Annotated in this window: 13 protein-coding genes; 10 read left to right on the top strand and 3 right to left on the bottom strand. The window is 40.8% G+C overall.

The window, feature by feature from the left end:
• The first annotated feature begins 4 nt into the window (after nt 1–4).
• The 4 genes from EHO58_RS08295 (at nt 5) to EHO58_RS19550 (ending at nt 2,021) form a co-directional block, all read left to right on the top strand.
• Entirely contained in the window at nt 5–583 is a 579-nt protein-coding gene (locus tag EHO58_RS08295; protein ID WP_135679630.1) for a YdeI/OmpD-associated family protein, read from the top strand.
• Nucleotides 576–1,037 (top strand): DUF1801 domain-containing protein, encoded by a 462-nt coding sequence (locus EHO58_RS08290; RefSeq protein WP_135679629.1) that lies wholly within the window; start codon nt 576–578, stop codon nt 1,035–1,037. The genes EHO58_RS08295 and EHO58_RS08290 overlap by 8 nt, the downstream gene beginning before the upstream one ends.
• Nucleotides 1,038–1,164: 127 nt before the next feature.
• The gene (locus EHO58_RS08285) at nt 1,165–1,611 is read left to right on the top strand and encodes an OsmC family protein (protein ID WP_135679628.1); all 447 of its coding nucleotides are present in this window, start codon (nt 1,165–1,167) and stop codon (nt 1,609–1,611) included.
• Between the two features lie 239 nt (nt 1,612–1,850).
• The gene (locus EHO58_RS19550) at nt 1,851–2,021 is read left to right on the top strand and encodes a hypothetical protein (protein WP_165780259.1); all 171 of its coding nucleotides are present in this window, start codon (nt 1,851–1,853) and stop codon (nt 2,019–2,021) included.
• Between the two features lie 15 nt (nt 2,022–2,036).
• Here EHO58_RS19550 and hisC read toward each other — a convergent pair whose 3' ends face one another.
• Together hisC and EHO58_RS08275 are read right to left on the bottom strand one after the other, a co-directional pair.
• Nucleotides 2,037–3,134, bottom strand: coding sequence for a histidinol-phosphate transaminase (gene hisC / locus EHO58_RS08280; protein ID WP_135679627.1), 1,098 nt, complete (start codon nt 3,132–3,134; stop codon nt 2,037–2,039).
• A 22-nt stretch (nt 3,135–3,156) separates the two neighbouring features.
• Nucleotides 3,157–4,785: a peroxidase family protein gene (locus EHO58_RS08275; RefSeq protein WP_244241107.1), complete on the bottom strand. Its 1,629-nt coding sequence runs from the start codon at nt 4,783–4,785 to the stop codon at nt 3,157–3,159.
• Between the two features lie 90 nt (nt 4,786–4,875).
• On the opposite strand from EHO58_RS08275, the gene EHO58_RS08270 reads away from it, so the two are divergent.
• The 4 genes from EHO58_RS08270 to EHO58_RS08255 all read left to right on the top strand — a co-directional run bounded on the left by EHO58_RS08270 (nt 4,876) and on the right by EHO58_RS08255 (nt 11,512).
• On the top strand, nt 4,876–6,597 hold the full coding sequence (locus EHO58_RS08270) for an EAL domain-containing protein (protein WP_135628561.1): 1,722 nt from the start codon (nt 4,876–4,878) through the stop codon (nt 6,595–6,597).
• Between the two features lie 175 nt (nt 6,598–6,772).
• On the top strand, nt 6,773–7,159 hold the full coding sequence (locus tag EHO58_RS08265) for a response regulator (RefSeq protein ID WP_008597002.1): 387 nt from the start codon (nt 6,773–6,775) through the stop codon (nt 7,157–7,159).
• Nucleotides 7,160–7,172: 13 nt separating this feature from the next.
• Nucleotides 7,173–9,422, top strand: coding sequence for an ATP-binding protein (locus tag EHO58_RS08260; RefSeq protein ID WP_135628560.1), 2,250 nt, complete (start codon nt 7,173–7,175; stop codon nt 9,420–9,422).
• Nucleotides 9,423–9,445: 23 nt separating this feature from the next.
• Nucleotides 9,446–11,512, top strand: coding sequence for a methyl-accepting chemotaxis protein (locus EHO58_RS08255; protein WP_135679626.1), 2,067 nt, complete (start codon nt 9,446–9,448; stop codon nt 11,510–11,512).
• Here EHO58_RS08255 and EHO58_RS08250 read toward each other — a convergent pair.
• Entirely contained in the window at nt 11,502–15,914 is a 4,413-nt protein-coding gene (locus EHO58_RS08250) for a PAS domain-containing protein (protein ID WP_135679625.1), read from the bottom strand. The genes EHO58_RS08255 and EHO58_RS08250 overlap by 11 nt on opposite strands.
• A 340-nt stretch (nt 15,915–16,254) precedes the next feature.
• Between EHO58_RS08250 and EHO58_RS08245 the strand changes: the two genes are divergently transcribed.
• Both EHO58_RS08245 and EHO58_RS08240 read left to right on the top strand, forming a co-directional pair.
• Nucleotides 16,255–17,823 carry an LA_0442/LA_0875 N-terminal domain-containing protein gene (locus EHO58_RS08245; protein WP_135679624.1) on the top strand — a complete coding sequence of 523 codons (1,569 nt, stop codon included), beginning with the start codon at nt 16,255–16,257 and terminating at the stop codon, nt 17,821–17,823.
• A 20-nt stretch (nt 17,824–17,843) separates the two neighbouring features.
• Complete coding sequence (locus EHO58_RS08240; protein ID WP_135679623.1) at nt 17,844–19,913, top strand: methyl-accepting chemotaxis protein; 2,070 nt, start codon at nt 17,844–17,846, stop codon at nt 19,911–19,913.
• Nucleotides 19,914–19,954: the final 41 nt, after the last annotated feature.

Genomic DNA, 19,954 nt, shown 5'->3' with positions numbered 1-19,954 from the left:
ATCAATGAATCCCAAGGTTGATTTCTTTTTTAATAAGGCCAAACAATGGAAGGAAGAATATGAAGCATTACGTAAGATCGCTTTAGCTTCAGGACTTACCGAAGAATTAAAATGGGGTCAACCTTGTTACACGTCTCAGGACAATAATATAGTTTTGATACACGGATTCAAAGAATATTGTGCATTTTTGTTTTTCAAAGGTGCACTATTAAAAGACCCAAAAGGAATTTTAATCCAACAAACCAAGAATGTACAGTCGGCTCGCCAGATCCGATTTACGAATCTGAAAGAAATCGATAAACTCAAAACTGCTTTAAAATCTTATATCAAAAATGCTATAGAAGTGGAGAAGTCGGGCCAAAAAGTAAATTTCAAAAAGACGAAAGAATTTGATATGCCTGAGGAATTTTTAAGTAAACTTGAGGAATCTCCCAATTTAAAATCCGCTTTTGATTCCTTAACTCCAGGAAGGCAAAGAGGATATCTTCTTCATTTTTCTTCCGCGAAACAAGCGAAGACAAGAGAGGCGAGGATCCAAAAGTATATCCCTCATATTCTGAAAGGAAAGGGATTAGATGATTAAGAAGAAGGCACCAGCAAAGAAGGTAAAAGTTAAACCTGCGGCTAAAAAAAAGGATCCGGTCTTACTTTCAGGCGGTAATCCACAAATTGCAAAAGGTTATGGTGACGGCCCGGTCCAAGAATATATTTCCGCAATGCCAGGTTGGAAAAAAGAGATAGGGCGAAAGCTGGACGAAATTATAGTCCGCACTGTTCCTTACGTATATAAGGCAGTAAAATGGAACTCTCCTTTATATGGGATCGAAGGAGATGGTTGGTTTCTTGGAATTCATGTTTTCAATAAATACGTTAAGGTTGCCTTCTTTAGAGGAAGCCATTTAAAACCGCTTCCTCCTGGTGAATCCAAACATAAGGAAGTTCGTTACCTGGATATCAAAGAGACTGATAAAATAGACGAGGCCCAACTTTCTTCCTGGATCAAACAGGCCAGTGAATTGCCCGGCGAAAAAATGTAAGACCAAGTGATTGGGCAAAGGTCCATTCCTTTGTTCAATAAAACGTCTAAAATATCCGTAATAACATATTAAATTCTTCCCATCCAAAAGCCAGGATCCCGAATGATTTTAACTTCGGGAGGAAGATATGGCAAATACTGTATTTGAAAGTAAGGCTTCTTGGGCAGGAGGTTTGAAACTAAACCTGCAATCCAGGAATCATAAATGGGTAGTGGACGAGCCTGAAATTTTAGGTGGAACGGACCAAGGGCCGAATCCAGTTGAACTTGTGTTAGGTGGTCTTGCAAGTTGTGTCGGAGTTTTGGTTTCTCTTTATGCTCCAGCTCATAAGGTAGAATTAAAGGATTTCCATATATTCGTGGAAGGAGATCTGGATTTGGACGGGTTCCAGGAAATTGCACCAGTTCGTCCTGGGTTTTCTCAAATCCGTTATAGAGTAGATATCCAAACAGATTCTCCTAAAGAGAATGTGGATTCACTACTTGCTCATATAGAAAGGATCTGCCCTGTGAAGGATACTTTATCCGGAGTAGGAGTATTGTCCCAAAAATCTGGATCTTCTGTTGCAGCTTAATCTAATCTAGGCTTCTTTTCGAAACTTCCTGGCGGATTTTCGGAAAGGAGTTCCTACCTTCGCTTTAAAAGAAATATCTTTCTGTAATATTCTAGTCATCCACTTGTTGTAGATAGGGAGTAAGGTAATAATGAACTAGAAAATTTTGACATAATACGGTAAGGAATTCGCTGTTTCGAGACGAAACTAAATATGGAAACTGCGGGTCTTACCCTTAAGACGAAAAAAGGAGGTTTCGAATGTTTCGATCCGAAAAAGAGAAAAACGAAAAAAGCCAATTTCAATCCGCTGGACCTATCCAGGTTAGAAAGGAATTTGCTCGTTCGGAAGCTGTAAATTTCTCCACTAAAAAGGCAGAAAGCAGAGACGAAAAAGTGGTCCGACTAAGACCAGATCTATACGAAAAATAAATCCGGAACTTCTTCTCATAAGAGTTCCGAAAGTCTTTCTAATACCCTGTCGTTCTGCTCCGGCCTTCCTATCGTAATTCTCAAAGCGTTCAATCCGTAACTTTTTAGATTTCTTAATATAATCCCTTCCTTCAGCAATGTCTCGAAGGTTTGGGTGGAATCCAATTTTGCTTGGTCCAATTTGATCGTGATAAAGTTTGCATAGGATTCGAAGTAAGAAAGGCCCTTCTTCTTTGCAAATTCTTCGTAACGGACCATCTCTTTTAAGTTTGATTTGAGATAATTTTCCACGAACTCTCTATCAGCTAATGCAGTTGCCGCCGCCAATTGAGAAAGTTGAGAAACATTGAATGGAGGTCTCAATTTGTAGAATGCGCGGATCATTTCTTCGGAAGCGATACCATATCCGATCCTCATTCCGCCTAATCCGTAAATTTTAGAGAATGTATTTGTATATAATACATTCGGGAATTTTGAAATTACATCCGCCGCTTTGACTTCTTTTTTAGGATCTCTGGTCTTTCCGAACTCCATATAAGCAGCGTCCAAAACCACCATCGTATCCGAGGAAATTTTTTGGAGAAAAGTGTATAGGTCCGACTGATCCAAAGCGTCCCCGATCGGATTACAAGGAGTGCATATGAATATGATCTTAGGAGAATGTTTTTTATACAGGTCTAAAAACTGGTCCAGATCATGGAGTTCCGAACCGGTTTGGATTGTCTCGGCCCCGCATTGTCCTGCGTAAATGGAATACATGGAGAATGTTTTGCCGTTTTGGAGGATTTTATCTCCAGGGCTTAGAACGGATCGTGTCGCAAAATCGAATATCTGGTCACTACCGTTCCCTTGTATTACGTTTTTTGCATCTACTTCATGCGCTTTTGCAAGCGCATCCTTTAACGCCTTATAGGAGTCGTCAGGATATAAGGGCATCTTATATACAGCTTCTTTAATGACCTCGGAAACCTTGGGAGATACACCATAAGGATTCTCATTGGAGGCAAGTTTGAGAACTTTCTCAGGAGAAATTCCGTATTCACGTACAACTAGTTCAATCGGTTTGCCGGCCTCGTAAGCCGGGATCTTGTCTAAAGCGGGCTGGAATCGCATCTAATTCCAGAAAAAAACGGAGTCAGGATTCTTCCAATCGTTTTTGTTCTACCAATCTTTGGTAAAGCCCTTGGAAGTCTTTGAAAAATAAGGACTCGTTGAGCGCGTATTCCATCACCATTCTTTTGGTTTCTTCGGAGCCGAGTAGTGCCCTGTCTGTTGCGAGCATTCTGACTCCACCGTCTAAAAGTAGATCCCTAAAATAATGATTATTGAATATATTCGGAGTCTCCGTAAAAGAACCCTTAGAATGCCAGCCCAATGTATGGACTCCCATTAATAGAACCGTATCTCTTGTGGAAAATCCCATCATAGAAAAATAATCCAAAGAATCCTTTACGTCCGGACTGTCCACAGGCATAAGCATTCTTCCACTTGGATAATTCGCATCCTTTCTACCTGTTAGAATATGGACCTGAGGTCCTCCCGCTTTTTGAAGTGCGAGTGCTCCCGAAAGAGCGATCATATCCGAAAGAGAAGGAATTCCAACTCTTCCTTCTTTTTCCATTTCTTCTCTTAAATGAATGATCTCTTCAATTTGTTTTGCGACTCCGCGATTATTCTCATCATTTAAGATGCTAGGAAAACGAATCGAACCTTCGAGACCTAACCATTCTCCATCGGCGGAGAAGATAGAAGAAGCGTGAAATACCATACGAAGCCAGGCTCCAACTTCCGTAGGATCGATCTTATCCCAGATCCTGTATCCTGTTTCTTGCCAAGTGCTTCCTTCACAATTATTTTTAGTCCCTAATACTTCGTGGACTCTATAGTTCCCGGTCTTACCTTTCAGTTTCGTTTCGAAACTTCTTCCTTTCTGAATTCTTTCTTTTACGGATTCGTAAACCTTTTGAGAGACTAAAATTTTTGCACCTGCCTTCTTAGTGGTTGTTTCTATCCTGCTTGCAGAGTTGACCGTGTCTCCGATCGCAGTGAAGGACATGCTTAATGGATGACCTAATTTTCCTAGGATTGCAGTTCCATAATTGATACCGATCCCTATTTCGAATTCGGAACCCAAATGATTTTGGAGATAAGTATTCAAACTTTCTAATTCGGATCTCATTTCCAATGCCGAGCGGATCGCATTTAGGTTTGCACGGACCGGATCAGGATCTTCTAAACCGAAGATCGCCATAAGTCCATCGCCTATATATTTATCAATGATCCCGCCGTACTTTAGGACCTTATCTCCCATCCTATAAAAGTACCGATTTAGAATATGAATTACATCATAAGGCAAATGACTTTCGGAAAAACCGGTAAAACCTCTAATATCACTAAATAAGATCGCAACAGGTTTTTCTATCCCAGAGATCAGATCTGAAAAAGTAGAAGCGAGGGCCTTATCAGCTTCATCTATAACTAATCTTCTGAGTACGATATCACCTGTGGTTTTCGTCTGGCAGGCGAGTCTTACGTTATCCGGAAAACCCTTCTTCTGAGCTAACGCCGTTTCTTTTTCGTTGCGGGGAAGAAGATGTTCGTCTCCTTCTTGGATCAATACCCTACAAGTAGAACAACGTGCGTTACCTCCACATGCGTGTATATGAGGGATGTCTGCATCCAGCGAAATCTGTAATAATGACTTGTTTAATTCGGAAGGCTCGAGGAATACTTCCTTGTCGTTTTCAAAAATAATCTTTATCATGACGCTCTCTAAGAATAAAAATATTCTTTTGGTCCGGGCCGGAAATTCTTTTTTTCCACGTCTAATTCCAAGTTCTACGAGTATCCGATCGTGAAAAACCAAGAAAATGGATCATCAGAAGAATCGCCTAAAAGATCGGTGATTTTATGCGTCGATGACGAGTTGATCATCTTGAGGGGACTCAAAGAGCAGCTCAAATCCGCCTTCGGAAAAAGTTACCAGATAGAAGCGGCAGACAGCGCAGAACTCGCTCTCCAAATAGTGGAAGAATGTAATCAGGCGGGAATTCATATCCCAGCGATATTAAGCGACCAGGTAATGCCGGGGATTAGAGGGGATGAGTTCTTAATACGCATCCAAGAAACAAATCCGAATACCAGAAAAATTATGCTCACTGGACAGGCGAGTGCAGAGTCCGTGGGAAATGCTTTGAATAAAGCGAACTTATACAGATATCTTTCCAAACCCTGGGACTCAAACGATCTACTCATGACCGTGAAAGAAGCGGTCCGTTCTTATGAATCAGATATTTCTCTTTCCGAGCTAAATAAAAAATTAGAAGAAGCACTTCTTTATAATAGAGATTCCGGACTCCCTAATTTGGAATCATTAAGAAGAAGATTGGATCTCGCAGCCGAAGAAAAAGAAGATTCTCTTCTCGCGTTAATACGAATAGAATCTACTTCTTTGACTACAAGAGATTTCGGAGTTTCTCTCTATAAGGATCTAATGAAGAAGTTCCTGGATTCTATGAAATCTATCCTTGGGAACTACGGAGAAATTTTCCATGTATACGAGGACGAGGTAGCGGTCCTCTCCAAAGTGTCGGAAGAGGAGTTTTTGCCTCATTTGATTGCATTTCGGATCCTTCTCCGCTCCGATTATTTTACGGCTTCCGGAATTTCCTTCCGGATCAATGCGACCATAGCCACTGCCAGTGGCAAAAAAGATCTATATTATAAGGCAAGGCTTGCACTCGTCAAAGCGAGCCAAGAGCCCGAATTCGATTCTGAATCAGGTATTTACTCCTATTCCGAGAAGATGGACGACCAAGACCTTTACAAGATCAATATGGATCTTGGAAAAAGACTGAACCAGGCGATCCATTCCGGCAATGTCGTACCATATTTCCAAGGGATTATGGACAACCAAACAGGTAAGGTGGAAAAATTCGAATGCCTTGCCAGGATCGTGGAAGACGGAAAAGTTTATGCGCCCGCGAGCTTTTTGTATCTGGCAAAGTCCACGGGACTTTTGAGAAGGATCAGCCCTATCCTTTTCGAAAAGGCGCTTAAAAAATTTTCAGATTCTTCTTATTCATTCTCCATCAATTTGTCCGAGACCGAATTGGAAAGCCCAAGTTTTCCGAAATGGGCTTTGTCTAGAATGGAACATTACGGGATCAATCCTTCCAGAGTAACTTTTGAAATTTTAGAAACTGCAAGTTTTCACGGAAATCCGGAAAGACTGAAAGTGATCGCAGAGCTGAAAGAATTGGGAGCAAAAATTGCAATCGACGATTTCGGAGTAGAGCACTCGAATTTTTCCAGATTACTGGAGATCCAACCCGACTTCATCAAGATAGATGGAAAATTTATACAATCTTTGGAAAGAAATCGGACAGCATTTATTCTGACTTCTGCAATCACAGAACTTGCACATAGAATCGGCGCGAAAGTAGTCGCAGAATTCGTTTCTACTCCGGAGGAACTGAAAGTTGTACGTTCTCTGGGGATAGAATATTCGCAAGGATACCTGATTATGCAGCCTTCTCCTGACATAACCCCGGTTTCGATAAAAATTATTGAATAGGTACTTTGGTCTATTTTTTTCCGGGTGGTCTTGTAACTCATTCTTTCGGGAGATAAAGTCGAAAATGAGTTGCAAACATAATTTATAGAGTAAGTATCCTTGTTTTGCTCCGGATTTTGAGCCGGGGTTTTTTCGTTTTTGTTCGTCTAATTTATACGTTGGTACCGGGGGAGCGGTGGAGAAAGCGATTCTTTTTGTTGATGATGAAGCGCTCATTTTGATGAGTATGAAATCCCAAGTCAAAAGACATCTGGGTGATACTTATCGTTATGAGACCGCTCTAGATGCGTCTGAAGCGATGCAGATCATTGAAGAATTGGTAACGGAAGGAGTCAAGATCCTGATCGTAATCTCTGATTGGCTGATGCCTAATATCAAAGGGGACGAATTTTTGAGGATCGTTCACCAAAGATATCCGGAGATCCAAAAGATTATCATCACAGGTCATGCTGATATCGCTTCCGTCGAAGCTTTAAAGAAAGAGATCAATTTATACAGCTACTTGAAAAAGCCCTGGGACGAAAAAGAATTAGTAACCACTATTACCTCAGCCCTTAAATAAATAGGGGGGCATAATGAGCCTTCGAACGCGCTTCTCTCTTTATTGCGCTATTGTTCTATTTGCGTTCTCTGTTCTACTGACTATGTTAGTGGCTGCATCCGCATTTTATGATTCGAAAGTTTCTTCCCAAGAAGCTGCGTTTGCAAAAGCAGAAGGTGCCTCCTTCGAAGTACGTAAAATTTTTTCCGAAGCAATTTCCAAGGTGGGAGAAGCTAAAACTCGTTGGGAGCTTACTCGTCCTTCTCGCGATTCCGTTGAAAAGGATCTAGTGGATCTTTTTCAAAATGATAAAAGATTTTTAGGAGCAGGCGCGGTTTTTGAACCGAATCTTTTTGATGGAAGGGATGTTTCGTTTATTGGCCGGAAAGGTTCCAACTCTAAGGGTAGATTCGTTCCGTACTTTCATAGAAGTATCAAGAATCCGGATGAGATCAGCTTAGAAGAAAGTGTTTATTACGATAATACCGATGAAAGCGGTAATTATTACCAGATCCCAAAAGCTACGTTAAGTGACTTTGTAGGAGAACCTTATTTTTATCCGTTAGAAGGAGTGAATATTTTTATGATCTCCTTGATCCGGCCGATCAGTCGCCATGGAAGATTTATAGGAATCGTGGGCCTGGACCTAAAACTATCCGATTTGGAAGAAGAATTGTTTTCCAAGAGGCCGTTTGGCGACGGACATTTAGCATTGATCTCTCCTGGTGGAAAGTATGCGGTCCATGGCGCTAAAGGAATCCTGCAAGGAAAGAATGCGGGAACTCCTGAAGTAAAAGAGTCCATTCAGAAATCTCTAGCTTCCGGACAACCTTTTGCTTATCCAGTAGAAGGTGGGAACTCCTACATATTCCCATTCAGTATGGGAACTTACGGAAAGAACTGGGCAATTGAAGTATATGTTCCGGATTCAGTTCTTTGGAATGATTTAGGTCCGATCATTCTAAGATGTTTACTGATCACATTTGCACTCTTACCCGTATGTTTATATTTTCTGGATAGATTCTTTTGTAAATACGTCTCGGAAGGATTATCGGAAGCTACTACGTTTGCGGATTCTTTAGGAGCCGGAAATTATTCTGCACAGATCCCTACCAGAAAATTCCAAGATGAGATCCATCATCTTTTCATAACATTAGAGAATATGAAGGAGAAATTGTTGGCGGCGATCGACCAACAGATCCGATCGGAAAAGATCTTAAGAGAATCTGCCGAGATCTATTCGCGTAATGAGATTATCCGACTCCAAAAAGAAGAATTAGAAGTTACTCTAGGGGAATTAAAAACCGCGCAGGAAACTTTACTTAGAAACGAAAGATTGGCTGCGATAGGTAGGATCTCCGGCGCAGTCAGCCACCAAATCAACAATCCATTAGGGGCTATCGGAGCATCCAGAGAGAATATTTCCTTTTATGTAAAAAGAATTACGATACTTCTACCTTTTCTTTTCGAATACTTAAGCGACGCAGACGAATCGGAGAGAGAATTTTTTAATATCACCTTAAAAAGAACATTAGAAAACGATAAAGAACAGATCGGCAAAAAGTTCAGAGAGACCAGACATTCCATAGAGGCGTTCTTAAGACAGGAACAAATAGAGGACGCAGGAGATAAAGCTGCAGTCGTAGCAGAGTTAGGTTTTGCGAATTGTCCCGAGTTCATTCTTCAATTATGCAGATGTTCCGAATGGGAACGTATCTCCGAATTTTTAATGGCGGTCAGAGGATTGGAAATTTCGGAAGAAGTGATCCATAGATCCACTGATAGAATGTATAAGATTGTATCCGCATTGGAAACCTATTCAGGGACCGCGAAAGAAGATAAGGAAAGATGGGTCAAGGTCTCCGACACAATGGAAGTTGTGCTCGGTGTATACGAAGGCGCAGGTGGTAACAGAGTCACAGTCGAAAGAAATTATATCTCTGAAGCGACTATGAGATGTATTCCGGAAGATTTGGTGAGACTTTGGACACAGATAGTGGATAATGCATACCAAGCAATGTCCGGAGAAGGAAAACTTAAAGTAAGTATCTATGATGCGGAATCCAAAATTATCTGTGAAGTGGAAGACAGTGGTTCCGGTATTCCTAAAAACATTAGAGAACAAGTGGGAGAAGTTTTATCTTCCGGAAAATCGGAAGGAGTAGGCGCAGGAATCGGACTTGCGGTTGCCGCTTCCATTTCTAAAAAATACGGAGGCAGTTGGAATTGGGAAAGTGAACCCGGCTGCACTATTTTTCGCTTTTCCTTTCCCAAATCAGAATAAAATATAATTTCGGGCTTTTTACTATGAGTATCAGATATAGGATTTCACTCTACTTAGCGATTGTACTTTTGTCAGGCTCCTTTGTTCTGGCAGGTATAAATTCATTCTCCTCTTATTTCAGTTTAAAGTCTCAGGTAGATTCAGGATCTACTATGGCCGGTAAACGTTATCAATATGAAATTTCAAATTTTTTGAATTCCGTTTTAGGATCTTTAAGGGGTTTCCAATTTATGTTGGAAACTTCTCGTCCTAATCGAGAAGAGATGATCGCATCTCTTAAAAAGTTAGCCGAAACAGATTCCCATTTTTTCGGGACCTGGGTATTATACGAGCCGAATGCTTTCGATGGGCAGGATGCAAGATATAAAAATACTCCTTATCATGATGCGACCGGTAGGTTTATTCCTTATTGGAATAGGGCAACCGGTGATTTAAAGATCACATTCGCAGAATCTTATGATGTGGATGATACGATCAGCTTTTATTATCGAATTCCTAAAAAGACCCAAAAAGATTTTATCTCGGATCCCTATGTATATTCCGTAAGTGGAAAAGATGTACTTATGGTTTCTATGGTAAAACCGATCCTACGGGGTGGAAAGTTTGTAGGAACAGTTGGAACGGATATTGCCATGGCAAATCTACAGGAACTCTTGGGGCCTATCCGACCATTTAGGGGAGAAGGCTATTTGGCCTTGGTTTCACCTGACGGGCTATATGCTGCAAATGGTGGAGATCCTTCCTTGGTAGGTAAGGCGATCCCTGAAGAAAATATTCGTACGCAAGTGAAAGAACTGAGTCTGAAAGGAGAAGATTTTCAGATCAAGGGTTCCGGCCATACAAGATATTTTTTTCCATTTCTATTAGGGAATTATGATAAACCTTGGGCGGTGGAAGTTTCGATCCCTGACTCTATCTTCTGGTCGGATATGAGGGGTGTGATCTTACAGACGATTCTATCTTCTCTCATTATTATGGTGGTGATTCTAATTATTCTAAACTTGATCTTTAATAAACTTATTACATTGGGGTTATTAGAAGCGATCGGCTTCTCCGAGAAGATCGCAGATGGAGATCTGACTTCTCATATAGAGATAGCAAGAGAAGACGAGATAGGAAAATTACTCAAATCAATGGATCTGATGAAGGTGAATCTTTCCAAGATCATCCTGGATATCAAAACTTCTTCTACAAAACTAAATAGCACATCAGATCAAATGGCGGAATCCAGTCGTAATTTCTCGGATGTAGCCCAAGCCCAAGCTTCTGCTGCAGAAGAATCATCTGCGGCGGTAGAGGAACTTGCTGCATCAGCCGAGAATGTTCGTAGATCCATGGAAAAGGCGATCGAGAACATGAAGGAGATAGATACAAACGTAGTTCTTCTTCGTGAGCAGATCGGAACGATTAATAACGAAATGCAGACATTATCTCAAGTGGCATCCGAATCCCAGGAGAGAGCCTTGACTGGAGAGAATGCGATGGGTGCTACGAACCAAGCGATGGATGAGATTGGAGAAAGTGCAAGTCGTATCAATGAGATCTTATCGATCATCACTGAAATTTCCGAAAAAACAAATCTTCTTGCATTGAATGCAGCAATTGAGGCTGCTCGAGCGGGAGAAGCCGGTAAAGGGTTTGCTGTAGTTGCAGAAGAGATCAGTAAACTTGCATCCCAAACTTCTTCTTCCGTGCAGGAGATTGGAGAGCTTGTGGATTCCACGAACAATGCAGTTCATAATGGGAACACTAAGGTAAAAGAGGCGAGCGATATACTTCGTAAACTTAGGACTTCTGTGGATTCCTTCGGATTATCTGCGAAGAAGGTTTTGGAATCCGTTAAGACCCAAGAGAAGAATACACAAGACATCCATCAATCTGCGAATTTCTTAATGAGTTTCAGTTTACAGATAGAAGAAGCAGTCCAGGAACAGAAGAGGGCTACGGATGAAATCACAAAGACCATCGTAAGTATTTCTGAAGGAACCCAGGAAGTTGCTTCTGGAGCGGATGATCTTACTTCTTATTCAGGAGAAATGCACCAACAATCGGAAGGGCTTTTGAAGTCAGTAGATAAGTTTAAACTTTAACTTCTATAAAAGGAAGCAGGATCCGGAACATTGTAAATCCGGGTCTTGTTTCTACTTCTATCTTTCCTTCGTGTTTTTCCACGATCTTTTTCACAATATCCAGTCCTAAGCCGCTTCCTTCTCCCGGAAGTTTAGTAGTGAAGAACGGTTGGAAGATTTTATCTAGAATATTTTCAGGGATCCCAGGCCCATTGTCCGTTATCTCTACGCAGATGAAGTCCATTTTTTGATAAACTTTGATATTTATTGTTCCCCTGAACTCCATTGCTTGTAGGGAATTATAGATCAAATTTGTCCATACATGGATGAGATCATCCGGATAACATAAGATTTTTGGAATGCTTTCGTATTCTTTGAAAATTTGGATTCCTTTTTTGAGTTGGTTCTGGTAGATTGTAAGGACTGTTTCTATATTTTCAGTAATAGATGCAGGGATCTTTTCCGAAGTGGTATCGAAATGGGAGAAGTTTTTTAAAGCATATAAGATCTTAGAGACCCGGTCCACTGCGATCTGTATCGTATTCGTATTTGAGAAAAAGAATGCTTCCAATGCGGAATATTCCAAGAGCACATTTGCTTTTTCGCAGACCAGGAAGGGGAGTGCTATCTTAGGCAATTCTTTAAATCCCATATCGGTTAGAGTGTCCGCAATTGCATAAGGAGAAGGAATATTCAATTCCTGTAATTTAACTGCAATATTCTTTTTGGCGTTCCTTTCTTCCATGCCGGCCAATTGGTCTTTTGGCTGTCGAACCAGACTTAAAAATTGGCGGAAGGATTCTACCTGTTCCGAATTCATTCCGGTTAATACATTTTGTACATCAGGTAAAATTGATTGGAAACGGATCAGGCATTCTTGCAGGTTTTGATTGGATGCTTGAACTGCTCCGATTGGATTATTGATCTCATGAGCTACACCTGCGATCAATTGTCCTAGGGCCGCCATCTTTTCGGACTGGATGAGTTGGGCCTGGGCTTTTTTAAGGTTTTCTAATGTTTCTAATAACTCGTTTTTTTGCATCTCTATCAGTCTATTCCTGACAGAGATCTCATCGTTAATCACTTTTAATTCTTCCACCTCTTGGATAGCGGAAGTATCTAAAAGACTTACTGCGGCCACGTAAGTTTCTTTTTCAGTATAAAAATGAACGCTTCCTATTGCGGAAAACACTTGGCCGTTCCAGCGTATTGCTCTTAGTTCCAGGTTTTCTGAACTTTCGAAAGAACGTATCCTTGCATGTAATGTGGCCCAGGAATCAGGAGTGAATAAGGACACGGGAGAAACGGAATGAATATCTTTTTGATTAAAACCGAATACTCTTAAAAAAGCAGGGTTAGTGTCCAAGATACTTTCCGTTCTTGGATCTAAGAAGATGATTGCCTCGTTTGCAAATCTATAGAAGGTTTGGAACCTGGCCTCGCTTGCTTTTAATTTTTCTTCCGATTTTTTCCTGTCGGTGATATCTGCTACGATCCCTGCCATTCGTCTAGGAATGTTTTTAGAGTTGCGATATACTTGGCCTTTCACTTCTAACCAATGAATCGTGCCGTCAGGATGGAAAACTCTATATTCTATGTTGATTGCATTCTCTTTTCCAAAAAGACTCGATTTTACATATTTTCGGATCATATTTTGATCATCAGGATGGACAAGGTCCATGAAAACTTGAGTAGCGTTATCAAAATCCTGTAAATCTATTCCGAAAATGGATCCGGTATCTGAAGACCAGTGGGCTGTTCTATCCGTTAGATTCCAACTCCAGGTTCCCATCTTAGAAGCATTTAGCGCGAGCCTGAGTCTTTCTTCGCTAAGCTTTAATGCTTTTTCAGCTGAAAGTGATTCAGTAATATCTGTGACTAGGAAAACTAGATTTTTTATTTTTCCGGAAACATCCTTGATAGGAGCCCCATTGATGGATAAGAATTTTTTATTTCCGAATTCATCTTCTATCGCATGTCGAATATCGAATACAGGTTGTCCTGAAGTAAGTACTCGAGTGAATGGTTGATCGTTTGCGGTCCATTCCCCTCCGTCAATTGAAGTCGCTTTCCATTCAGGTGCATTGTATTTTCTTTCTTGTATCTGATCTACGTTTAACCCCAGGACTTTTTCCGCGGAAGAATTCGCGTATAAAATTTTCCCATCAGGGCTTAATACTGTGATCGCAGCTACCGAAGTTTTCATGATCTCTGCAAGAAGGTCTCTTTCTGCAATGAGTTCACTATGTTTTCTTTTTCTTTCTATCGCGTTGGTAAGAGTCTCTCCGATTGTTTTTAAACTTTTGAGTTCGAATTCTCCAAACTTTAGATTGGATTTGTTTAACGGAACTTCGCTATTCATGCCTAGGGCTCCGACTATTTTTCCTTCTAAGGTAAGTGGAATAGCGATTAAGAACTGGATCTGTAAAATATTCAGTTTGTTCTTAATATCGGATTCTGGAAAATCCTCCTGGCTTAGCAGAAATATATTCCCATCTAAGATCTTTTTCGTAAGGAAATTATTAGGATCTATCGGGCTTTCCTTAGGCCAGCTCGGATCTTGATTATTGGATTTCGGATCGATGAATTCATACGAGAGTGTCCTGGCTAATTTTTCCATGTCGTATAAGACTAGATTTCCCCTGGACATTTTGAAAGTTTTAACGATCTTTCGAACTGCACTTGCGATCGCTTCTTCTATTTCTAATATAGGTTGATTGATAAGTTCCGTAGAGATGGAAGAAGTCAGGCGTTCTATATTTCTTTTATGTTCTTCTTCTTTTTTTCTTTTGATCTCGTCGCTGATATCTTGGATCGTTCCTAAAAGTTTGAGTACTTTTCCTTCCGAATCTTTGATAAAATCCGTTCTGTTTAAAAGTACCTTCTCCTTTCCGGATGGAGTAATTGATCTATATTCTATTTCTGCCGAGATCCCTTCTATCACGGATCTTTTGAAATGTTCTTCTACTCTTTCTCTATCATCCGGATGCATATAATCGAATGTAGGTATTAGCATTCTATCGTTTGTTTCTATTATTTGGTATAATCCTTCGGAAGCGGTCATCTTTCCGGAAGGTATATCATATTCCCAACTTCCTATTTTGGCGGTCTTTTGGGCTCTGTCTAAGAAAAGTTTTGTTTCTCTTAACTCGTCCTCTATCTGTTTCTGTTCTGAGATATCTATATGGATACCGATCATTCGGACCGGATTCCCGTCAGGATCTCTCTCTGCTATTTTTCCTCTAGTTAAGATCCATTTATAAGAACCGTCTTTGCATTTTAAACGGAACGCTGTGGAGTAGGCAGGCAATTCTCCTTTTGCATAACTTTGCCAGGCGACGTTCGTTTTGTCTTTGTCTTCCGGATGAAGACTTTCATTCCAAAATTCGTAGGTAGGAATTATTTCTCCCAAACTATAACCGAGCATTTTCAGCCAGTTCTCATCCACATGATGTTCGTTTGTTGCGATATTATAATCCCATATACCTAGGTTCGCTCCTTGCACGGCTAGATCTAGGGATCTTTCTTTTTCTTCTAGGATCTTTTCCGTTTCTTTTTTTTCGGTAATATCTATATGAATTCCGAGTGCTCGGACGGGAGCTCCGTTTTTATCTCTTTCCCAAACTTTTCCTCTAGAACGTATCCATTTCCAAGTTCCATCCTTACATAACATTCTGAAGTCCGTTTCGAATAACTCGGATTGACCTTCGATATGTTTATTCAATCCTTCTATTATTAAAGAGATATCGTCCGGATGGATCCTGGAGCTCCAAAATTCAGAAGTGGGTAAGAATTCTTCTAGAGTATACCCAAGCATTTCCGCGCACCTTTCATTAGGTATTACTGATGCATTCGGAATATTCCAGTCCCAAAATCCTAGATCCGCACTTTTAATGACTAGATCTAATTGTTCTTCTCTTGTCTTGAGTAGAATTTCTGCTGCTAATTCTTTTCTAAGATCGATTATGTTTCCACGGACTAGATTGGTGGAACCTGGGATCTTTACTAAATGTATTTCGCAAGGAATGATCTGTTTCTTCTTATCACGATGATCCCATCTGAATACAGGGGTTTCTCCTTGTAATGCGAGAGATATTTTTTCGTAAGCAGCTTGCCTGGAAGATTTTCCATTCGGCTGGAATTCAGGAGAGATATCGGCGGGACCTAATGTTAAGAATTCTTCTCTGGTATATCCGAAAAGAATTTCGGCAGTTGAATTAACCACCTCGAAGATACCTGTATCGGAGTTCACGATCGTGATCGCGGAAGGCGAATAATCGATCAAAGATCTCAAAAGACGATTGTCCGATTCCGAGTGGGAGAGTTTTTCTAATTTTTTCTCTAACTCGGAAATCCTTTGGGTCGCCGCATCTAACTCCGTTTGGAGATCCTTGTCCTTTTGTTTTGTATTTTTGGGATCCACTCTCTATTTAATAGAAAGTGAAAACCTTACTTTGAAAACAAAAATACGGGAGGCTTTGGTTTTTCATTCCGCCTTTGTTGTGATTGTGTGGAAAGAATAAGGCAAAATTTTCCTGATCCCAAACCCGCTGAAAATGTAAACTGTTCGAAATATTTCAAGTGTTCAGAAATAAATTATCAATATTTTTTAGAATAAAATTTTTTGAGTGACGAGTTAGGATAAATACACATTTCTTTTCGTCTTCTTGATGATTCTCGTCCCGCAGAAGACCACTCTATGTACCGGGGAAAAATCGAGAGAAGATAGGGTGCCCGCCCTAGTTTATATTGGAGACAAAATTATGTTCCTTGGAGTTTGGCCGAAACGTTCGCTTGCATATGCTGCAGGGTTATTTTTTCTTTTCGGTTTCGGAGAAGTATTCTCAGCCGATTTCGTTCGTTTAAAGAACGGACAAGTAGTCCGAGGTAAGATCATTTTGGAGGATGATGAGAAGGTATTGGTAGCTGAGAATGATGACTATGTTCGTTATGTAGATAAGGATAACGTAGCTCAGGTAAGTTATGAAAAAGGCAAACAAAATACCGGCACCTCTACCTTAGATAAAAAAACGACTCCGCAAAAAGTTTCGGATATTCCTCAAGGTCATGTGGAGACTGGGCCTCCGAATATGTATGGCCCGAGTGCCGGATCCAGTAATGGGAATGGGGCAGGAGATACTTCTATAGAAGTGATACATGAGGTGGTCACGGACTTTATTTGGCGGGGACTTAGTTTCTCCGGAGAGATCGCGAATCGCAGAGATAACGAAAGTTATAGAGCTATGACTTTCGTTCCTTCTTACCAACCTACTGTTACCTTTAATACTCCATTAAAAGGTTTCCAGGTGCAGTTTTGGGGGAACTTTCAATTAACGGAACGTAATGATAGGGATAATGACGGAAGATTTCAAATGTATCCCGGTGGAGCCGGACCTGGTTATGCAGGACAAGGTTCCGCAGGTTCTTTAAGCCCGTTCTCTGCTCCTTCTCCTGATACGTTAAACTCTGCTTGTCCTTATGATACTCAAACGAACTTTTTGGCGGGAAATCCAACTACAGGTTCCACTTGCGGTGGGGATGTTCCAGGTTTCAAAAAAGAACAGAACGGTATGAAACGTTCGGACGGTTTGTTCTACGCATTCTATTATAATTTCGAGAAAACCAGTTGGGGAACTTTTACTGCAGGTATTTGGTTCTATAATACTTTTCAAAAGAGCGCAGCTTATACGTCTCCAGCATTAGGAGGATTTAATTCCGCTGCCGCACAAGGAGTTGCCGGAGCAAATAATCCTTCTACACAGATCACTCGTTTGGCTTGGCAGGAGTATTTCTTCTTTTGGAAATTGCCTTTCTTACAATATGTGAATCCTACAATTTCATTTTATACTCAATTCTCTCAAGAGAATGCAGGTTTGATGGCGGGAAAAAACTATCTATCTTTAACGATGGGGCATGAATTTTTTGAAGGAAATTTTTTCAGGATACTTCCTCAGGTTAATATAGGTTATGCGATGAGTAATAATATCGTGGATAATAGATATGGGATCCAGGATATAACTTCTACTCTCACTTTCTTTTTCGGAAAGTTCTTCGTGAAGGCAGCGGACGTGTATAGGCCTAATTTATATATGTATGATACGGATAATTATTACGGGGCGACCGGTGGTTACGTAAATAGCACGAGCAAGGATAGTAAGATCGTGGATCCAGGAAAGGTGAACGGTCCAGCCAATCAGTTAGTATTGGATTTTATCAATACTTCCACGACCATACCGGATCAATTGAGGCAATCGGTAAGGGAATCTTATCTTTTGCAGAAAATCCCTTCTCATTTGGTTTGGTTTAGCGTAGGTTTCAGCCAAAACTTTTAAGTATATAAGGAATATATAAAATGAGTATTCGGTTTAGGATTTCACTTTATCTATCGATAGTTTTACTCTCGGGTTCGGTTATTTTGACCGTGATCAACTCGGTAGGGTCTTATTTTAGCCTAAAGTATCAGGTAGAAGACGGATCCAGAATGGCCGGAGAAAGATTCGCTTATGAAGTGAAAGATTTTTTAGATTCCGCATTAGGTTCTCTTAGAGGGACCCAGTTTTTATTAGAATCTTCTAAACCGGCCAGAGAAGAAGTAGTGGCGGCACTCTGGAAGTTGGTAGAGGCAAACCAATATTATTTCGGGACCTGGGTTGTATTCGAACCGAACGGCTTTGATGGACCGGATGCAAGATATAAGAATAAACCTCCTTATCACGATGGGACCGGAAGATTTGTGCCTTATGTAAACAAATCCAAAGGTGCAGTGATTGCAGAGCCTGTAATATATTACGAAAACCTGGATGAGTCGGGAGCATTCTATACTGTTCCTAAAAAGTCTCTCCATGATTATGTTGCAGATCCTTTCTCTTATCCTGTTGGAGGAAAAGATGTACTTATGGTTTCCATAGTGAAACCCGTATTTAGAGGAGGAAGTTTCTCGGGAGTAGTAGGCATAGACCTTGCCATGGAAAACTTGCAGGAATTATTAGGACCTATTAAACCATTTAGAGGGGAAGGTTATCTCACACTTATATCTCCGAATGGAACCTATGCTGCAAATGGAAAGGATCCGTCCTTGGTCGGTAAAAAGAACCCGGACCAAGAATGGTTAAAACAGATAGTAGAAGGGATCTCGAAAGGAAAACCTTTCTCTCTGCATGGAGGAGGGGAAGGGCATCATTTTTTCCCATTTCTATTAGGGAATTATGATAAACCTTGGGCGGTGGAAGTATCGATCCCTGACTCCATCTTCTGGTCGGATATGAGGGGTGTGATCTTACAGACGATTCTATCTTCTCTCATTATTATGGTGGTGATTCTAATTATTCTAAACTTGATCTTTAATAAGCTCATTACATTGGGATTATTAGAAGCGATCGGTTTCTCCGAGAAGATCGCAGATGGAGATCTGACTTCTCATATAGAGATAGCAAGAGAAGACGAGATAGGAAAATTACTCAAATCAATGGATCTGATGAAGGTGAATCTTTCCAAGATCATCTTGGATATCAAAACTTCTTCTACAAAATTAAATAGCACTTCCGATCAAATGGCGGAATCCAGTCGTAATTTTTCGGATGTTGCGCAGGCACAAGCTTCTGCTGCAGAAGAATCATCTGCGGCAGTAGAGGAACTCGCTGCGTCAGCGGAGAATGTTCGTAGATCCATGGAAAAAGCGATCGAGAACATGAAGGAGATAGATACAAACGTAGTTCTTCTTCGCGAGCAGATCGGAACGATTAATAACGAAATGCAGACATTATCCCAAGTGGCATCCGAATCCCAGGAGCGTGCAGTGACAGGTGAGAATGCGATGGGTGCTACGAACCAAGCGATGGATGAGATTGGAGAAAGTGCGAGTCGTATTAACGAGATCTTATCCATCATCACTGAAATTTCCGAAAAAACAAATCTTCTTGCATTAAATGCAGCGATTGAAGCAGCAAGAGCAGGCGAGGCCGGTAAGGGGTTTGCTGTAGTTGCAGAAGAGATCAGTAAACTTGCATCCCAAACTTCTTCTTCCGTGCAGGAGATTGGAGAGCTTGTGGATTCCACGAACAATGCAGTTCATAATGGGAACACTAAGGTAAAAGAGGCGAGTGATATACTTCGTAAGTTAAGAACCTCTGTGGATTCCTTCGGATTATCTGCGAAGAAGGTTTTGGAATCCGTTAAGACCCAAGAGAAGAACACCCAAGACATCCATCAATCAGCGAATTTCCTAATGAGTTTCAGTTTACAGATAGAAGAAGCAGTCCAGGAACAGAAGAGGGCTACAGATGAGATCACTAAAACGATCGTAAGTATTTCTGAAGGAACCCAGGAAGTTGCTTCCGGAGCGGATGATCTCACTTCTTACTCTGGTGAGATGCACCAACAATCCGAAGGACTCTTGAAGTCAGTGGATAAGTTCAAACTATAAAACGATTCACGCAAAGACGCTAAGCTAAGAAGATCTTGGAC

It is taken from the genome of Leptospira selangorensis, from assembly GCF_004769405.1.
Classification (GTDB): domain Bacteria; phylum Spirochaetota; class Leptospiria; order Leptospirales; family Leptospiraceae; genus Leptospira_B; species Leptospira_B selangorensis.
The sequence above is the reverse complement of the archived record's forward strand: the minus strand, read 5'-3'. Positions and strand labels throughout refer to the sequence as shown.